The organism is Rhizobacter sp. P3_C12 (genome assembly GCF_056402735.1).
Genome location: NZ_JBFUGW010000308.1, coordinates 1 through 6728 on the forward strand (window position 1 = coordinate 1; position 6728 = coordinate 6728).

The 6728-nt window shown below is 71.1% G+C and carries 3 protein-coding genes; all 3 read left to right on the top strand.

Going from position 1 to position 6728, the window contains the following annotated elements:
• The coding region (locus AC1DXV_RS29375; RefSeq protein ID WP_477936957.1) for a CHAT domain-containing protein at positions 1-828 on the top strand (828 nt) is incomplete at its 5' end.
• A gap of 8 nt (positions 829-836) precedes the next feature.
• Complete coding sequence (locus tag AC1DXV_RS29380) at positions 837-2474, top strand: ShlB/FhaC/HecB family hemolysin secretion/activation protein (protein WP_477936959.1); 1638 nt, start codon at positions 837-839, stop codon at positions 2472-2474.
• A gap of 11 nt (positions 2475-2485) precedes the next feature.
• The gene (locus AC1DXV_RS29385; protein ID WP_477936961.1) at positions 2486-6556 is read left to right on the top strand and encodes a beta strand repeat-containing protein; all 4071 of its coding nucleotides are present in this window, start codon (positions 2486-2488) and stop codon (positions 6554-6556) included.
• Positions 6557-6728 lie beyond the last annotated feature (172 nt).

Consider the following 6728-nt stretch of genomic DNA (forward strand, 5'->3'; position numbering starts at 1 on the left):
CTCTACAAGTCGCTGCTGTCGGGCATCGACCTCGGTGACTCGCGCCGGCTGTTCGTCGTGCCGCACGGCCCGCTGCACTACCTGCCGTTCCAGGCGCTGCACGACGGCCGCGGCTTCCTGGTCGAGCGCAGCGCGCTGGCGGTGTGGCCGTCGGCCGCAGTGGGCTCGAAGCTGCTCGCGCGCGGCAACGCGCAGGCCTCGTCTCTGCTCGGCTTCGGCAACCCGGCCACCGACCGCGACGTGCCGCCGCTGCCCGGCGCCGAGCGCGAGGTGCAGAAGGTGGCCCAGCAGTTCGGCCGCAGCGAGGTCTTCGTGCAGCAGGAGGCCACCAAGCAGCGCTTCAAGGAAGGCGCCGCGTCGGCCAGTGTCGTGCACATCGCGGCGCACGCCGAGCTCGACGAGGCCGACCCGCTGTTCTCGCGCGTGCTGCTGGCCTCCACCCCCAGCGAGCCCGGGCTGCTGGAGGCGCGCGACATCTACAACCTGAAGCTCGACGGCGTGCGCCTGATGACGCTGTCTGCCTGCGAGAGCGGGCTCGGCAAGGTCGCGCGCGGCGACGAGATCGTCGGCTTCACGCACTCGATCCTGTCGGCCGGCGCGAACAGCATCGTCGCGTCGCTGTGGCCGGTGGCCGATGAATCCACCGACCTGCTGATGACCCGGCTGTACCGCGAACTGGCCGGCGGCCGCGACCTGATGGGCGCGATGCAGCAGGCCGAACTCGAGGTGCAGAAGAACCGCCGCTTCGCGCATCCGTTCTTCTGGGCCCCCTTCAACGTCATCGGGAATGGACGCCTCCAGGTGTTCAACGCTGTGGCCGCGCGATGAGAACGAACATGATCCACTTCCCTCTGCGCACGCTGCCGATGGCGCTGGCCCTGGCATTCCCGCTGATCTCCCACGGCCAGACCGAAGCCCCCGCGCTGCGCAACGCGCCACAGGCCGCCGATGCCGCCTCCGCGCCGCGCGCCGCTGCGGCGAAGCCGGTCGTCAGGTTCACGATCACCGCGGTCCGCTTCACCCCCACCAAGGCGGTGCCCGAAGCCGAGCTGCAGCAGGTCGTCAAGCCCTGGCTGAACCGCGAGATCGTCGCCACCGACCTCGCGGTGGTCGCGGTCGCGCTGCGCCGCTTCTACGAGGAGCGCGGCTACGGCCTGGTCGGCGTCGGCTTCCCGACGCAGGATCTCGCGCAAGGCGTGCTGCAGATCGCGATCGTCGAACCACGCATCGTCCGCGTGACGGTCGAGAGCCCCGACAAGCCGCCGATCTCGCCGCAGAAGATCACCGCGGTGCTGGAGCGCAACGGCATCGCGAAGGACGAGCCGCTCGACGTGCTGGCGCTCGACCGCGCGATGTACACGCTGAACGACTGGCCCGGCGTCGGCGCCAAGTCGACGCTGCTGCCCACCGGCGACGAAGGCCGCTACGCGATCGCGGTGCAGACCGAGGCACGCCGCGGCTGGGACGCGAGCGTCGATGCCGACAACTACGGCTCCGAGACGACCGGCCGCTACCGCGCCGGCGCGCTGCTGCGCTGGAACAACCCGACCGGCTCGGGCGACAACCTCGACCTGCGCGCCTCCGTCTCCAGCGGCAAGGGCACGCTGGTCGGCCGGCTCGGCTACGAAATTCCGCTCGGCTCGACCGCGTGGCGGCTGGGGGCCGGCATCTCGCGCGTCGAGTACGAGCTGGGGCAGGATTTCGCCGGTGCCGGCGCGGTCGGCTCGGCCAACGTCGCCGATGTGTCGCTGTCGTACCCCTTCATCCGCACGCGCGACCGCAACCTGGTCGGCCGCGTCGCCTTGACGAGCAAGAAGCTGGTCGACGAGTTCGGCGCTACCACCGAGAAGAAGGTGCGCGGCGGCGAGTTCGGCCTGTCGTTCGAGAACCGCGACGCGTTCGCCGGCGGCGGCTTCACCGGCGGCAACCTCTCGCTGCAGTTCGGCAAGCTCGACATCGAGAGCGACGACTATCGCAACTACGACGCCACGCTCGGTGACCGCGCGACGCAGGGCAGCTTCCGCAAGCTCGGCCTGCAGGTCAACCGGCTGCAGGCCGTGGTACCGCGGGTGTCGCTGTTCGTCGGGCTGGTCGGCCAGTTCGCGAGCAAGAACCTCGACAACGCCGAGAAGATGACGCTCGGCGGCGCGCGCGGCGTGCGCGCCTACCCGTCGGCCGAAGGTTCGTCGGACGAGGCCGCGGTGCTGAACACCGAGCTGCGGCTGTGGATCGACCCGCAGTGGACCGGCTTCGTGTTCTACGACGCCGGCCACGGCAAACGCTTCAAGCGCCCGGACGACGACGGCCGGCCGAACACGCTGAACCTGCACGGCTCCGGCCTGGGCGTGCAGTACACCAACCCCGAGCTCTTCACGCTGAAGGCCGCCGTCGCGCGGCGTGGCGACGAGCCCGTCACCTCCGAAGCCGACGACAAGCGCACCCGCTTCCTGGTCGAGCTGCAGCACGCATTCTGAGGATCCCCATCATGGCAACCCGCTCCCTCTCGTCTCCCGCCCGCTTCGAACCCCGTTTGCTGCCGGTCGCGCTGGCCGCTGCGCTTGCGCTCGGCGGGCCGGCCTTTGCTGCGCCGGCCGTCACGCAGCTGCCGGTCGTCAAGCCCGGCGGCGCGCAGATCAATGCCACCGTCGGCACGGCCACCGGCGGCGCCAACCCGACGCTCGCCGTCACGCAGAACGCGAGCGCCACCAACCGCGCATTGGTCGAGTGGGAGAGCTTCAGCGTCGGCAGCAGCGCCAGGGTCAACTTCACGCAGCCGAACGCGCAGAGCATCCTGATCAACCGCGTGACCGGCAATGCCAACGGCATCCAGGCCAGCGAGATCTACGGCGGCATCAGTGCCAACGGCCGGGTGTTCCTCGTCAACCCGACCGGCATCGTGTTCGGGCCGACGGCGCAGGTGAACGTCGGTTCGCTGGTGGCGACCACGCTCGACCTGTCGGCCGACATGACGGCCAACAACTACGCCGGCTTCATCAACGGCGGCAACATCAACTTCGAGAGCACGGTCGGGCCGACCGGTGGGCAGAGCGTGCAGGTGCTGGCCCCCGACAACCCGCTGGTGCCGCAGATCCAGGCGGGCGCAGGCGGCTCGATCCTGCTGATCGCGCGCGACGGCGTCGAGCAGTCGGGCACGATCAGCGCGCCGCGCGGCTCGATCACGCTGACCTCCGTCGAGACCGCGACGCTGACGCCGGTGACCACCAGCGGCTTCATCCAGGTGGCGACCGACACGCCGGCCCAGCGCAGCGGCGGCGTGCTGCTGGGCCTCAACTCGCAGACGCTGGCCAGCGGCGGTGCGATCCGCATCGGCGGGGCCGCCACGGAAGGCGTCCCGCGCAGCGAGACGATCACGATCCAGGGCACCGTCAGCACCGACAGCACGACCGGCGCGGGCGGCACGATCTACATCGACGCCGGCAGCGATGCCGCCTCGCAGCTGGTCCTGAACGGCGCCGTGCTCGACGCCAGCAGCACCGTCGGCCTCGGCGGGAGCATCACGCTCCGCGGGCGCGACATCGCGCTGAACGACATGGGCCTCATCCCGGCCGCCGCCGCGGCGCGGCCCGGCCGCCCTTCTGCAAGCGCGGCACCGAGCGCGGCGGCTCCCACCGGCTCGACCCTCATCACCGCCGACGGCGCCACCGGCGGCGGCAGTGTGTCGGTCGGCGGCTCCGACACCGGCTCGCTGGTGGTCACCAGCAACACCCTCGTCAGCGCCGATGCGACCGGCACCGGCGATGGCGGGTCGATCACGATGGAGGCCCTGCTCAACCGCATGGTGTCCGCCTCGCCGACCGGCCTGCCGCGCACCGAGTTCGGCGTGCTCGAGATGTACGGCACGCTGCATGCGCGCGGCGGCATCAACGGCGGCAACGGCGGCGGCATCCAGACCTCGGGCCTCGCGATGGCACTCAGCCTGACCGACAGCACCTCGGGCGCCCTGATCAGCCAGGGCACGGTCGACTCGGGCCCCCGCGCGGCGGGCGGCCAGACCGGTACCTGGGTGCTGAACGCATCCGACGTGACGATCTCGACCAACGGCGCCACCACCACCGACGGCACGTTCACCCCGACCGCTCCGGGCGCCAACATCCGCGCGGACACCCTCTCGGCTGCACTCGACGTCGGCACCAGCATGGAGATCTTGACCGACTCCGGCAACATCGGCACCACGACCGGCAACATCACGCTGGCCGACAACGCCGCCATCGTGCGCAGCGCCGGTACCGTAGCGACCATCCTGACGCTGCGGGCACGCGACAGCGTCGTGCTCGGCACCGGCAGTTCGATCACCGTGAAGGGCGCCGGCCCGATGGACATCAACCTGCTGAGCGACGCCCTCGGCAATGGCAGCGGCAACATCAGCATCAATGGGGCCGCCCTGTCCACCGGCGGCGGCAGCCTGCTGGTGAGCGGCGGCGCGCTGCCGGGCAGCGGCTTCGCGCGCGGCAACGGCCAGATCGCCGGCGTCGCGCTGAACAGCAGCAGCATCGACACGCGCGGCACGACCGGCACCGCCGGCAACGTCGTGATCCGCGGTGCCGGCGGCACGGGCACCTTCGAATCGGGCGTCGCGATCTTCGGCACCGACATCACCGCGAACGACATCAGCGTGCTCGGCACGGCCGGCGCGGGCTCGGGCCTGCAGATCAGCAGCGGCACGCTGACCACCGAGGCCGGCACGATCGACCTGCGCGGCATCGCGACGCRCATCAGCAATGCCGGCGGGCAGGCCGTCGGGCTGGACATCGGCACGCTGAACCTCTCGGCCGGCACCGGCTCGGTGCGGCTGGCGGGGCGCGGCGACGATGCGAATTTCGCGCTGGTCGAGACGAGTCCGGCGATCGGCTTGCGCTACAGCAACCTGTCGATCGCCGGCGCCGAGAACTCCACCGGCACGATCACGCTGGCCGGGCAGGCGGCCAACGCCAGCGGCGGCATCGGCGTGCAGTACAACGCCGGCGAGAGCAACGGCCTGCACATCGACAGCGGCCCGAGCGACGGCACGCCGGGTTCGACCGGCGCCAACGTCGTGATCGGCGGCGAGAGCGGCGGCGGCACGGCGCTCGACCTCGGCACCTCGTTCAACCCGTTCATCCGCACGACCGGGTATGTGAACTTCCGGCCGCTGGGCGTGGATGCGAACGGCGGGTTGACCGAGCAGACCGACATCGCGATCCGGATCGGCCTCGCCGACACCGGCGGCGGTGCGGGGGTGCGCGCGCCGAATGGCCCGCGCGCGCAGGCGGCGGCGCAGCCGGGCGACGAGTTCTATGTCGACGCGAGCTGGCTGCAGCCGGCGAGCGACAACGTCGGCGGCGTGACGGCCGGCAAGGGCATCGTCGTCGGTTCGGCGGGGCATGTCGGGCAGATCACTCTCGATGGCGGCGCGCTGGCGAACCACGACGCGGTGTCGCTGACGCTGCAGAACCAGGGCAACGGCTCGGCCGGCATCGTGCTGGGCGGCCAGAACTCGGTCGRCACGCTCGGGCTGATGAGCAGCGGCGCGGTGACGCAAACCGGGCCGATCAGCGTGCAGACGCTGGTGATCCAGGGCAGCGGCGGCAACAGCGTGACGCTCTCGAATGCGCAGAACCAGATCGGCACGCTGGCCTTCGATCCGCCGGGCTCGCTGTCGGTGGTGACCGCGGGCAACCTGGTGGTGGATGCGGCGAGCGCGGCATCGTTCGATGCGGCGGGCGCGGGGTTCTCGACGCTCGCGATCACCGACAGCCAGGGCGGCGCGAGTGCGCTGCTGCAGGCGGCCGGCAGCATCACGCTGAACCGTTCGATCTCGATGGACAACGAGGTCGGCCGGCTGGACATCGTGTCGCCGACGCAGGTGATCTTCGGCACCGGTGCGACGCTGTCGGCCGGCACGCGCTGGAGCGTGTGGGCGCCGTCGGTGACCGGCCTGGCGGCCGATTCGGGCGCGATCCGCTACTACGGCTGCGCGTTCGGCGACACCGGGACCTGCTCGGTGTCGGGCATCGCGCTGCCGCAGACCGGGCAGCAGGTGCTGTTGCCGACGCAGCCGACGGTCAACGTGGCCGCGACGCCGGCGAACGGGCCGGCCGGCGCGATCCCGCCGCTGACGTACACGGTGACCGGCCTGCAGGACGGCGACACCGCCGCGACGGCGCTGGCCGGCGCGCTCGCGACGACGGCGACGCCGACCAGCCCGGAAGGCAGCTACGCGATCACGCAGGGGACGCTGACCTCGCCGACCGGCTACGTGATCACGTTCCAGGGTGCGAACCTGGTGCTGGGCGCGGGGCAGTTCAACAACCTCGACATCCTGGGCATCACGCGCGAGGCGTTGCAGTCGCGCTTCCAGTCGCAGTTCGAATCGGGCGTGTACGGGCGCAACCTGGCGCAGCCCTACATCTGCACGGCGGCGTCGCTGATCCGCGGGTTGTCGGCGGACGACAAGCAATCGGATCCGCTGGCGGCCGAGTGGGGGAAGGTACGGAATCAGCCGCAGCTGTCTGGCTGCCTGGACGTCAGTGATGGAGGGTCTTGCTCGGCGTTCTGATTGGCTGCTGCTGCGCGTCGCGCGGGGGGTGAGGGAATGGGCTGGGGGCTCATGCCGAGGCGGTCGTCGCCCCCGGGGGGCGACGACTCCACGAAGAAGCTCGGTTCCGTGGGTGCATCGCCAAACTCCCTCCACTCACTTCGTTCGTTGTGGTCAAACAGTGGCGATGAGT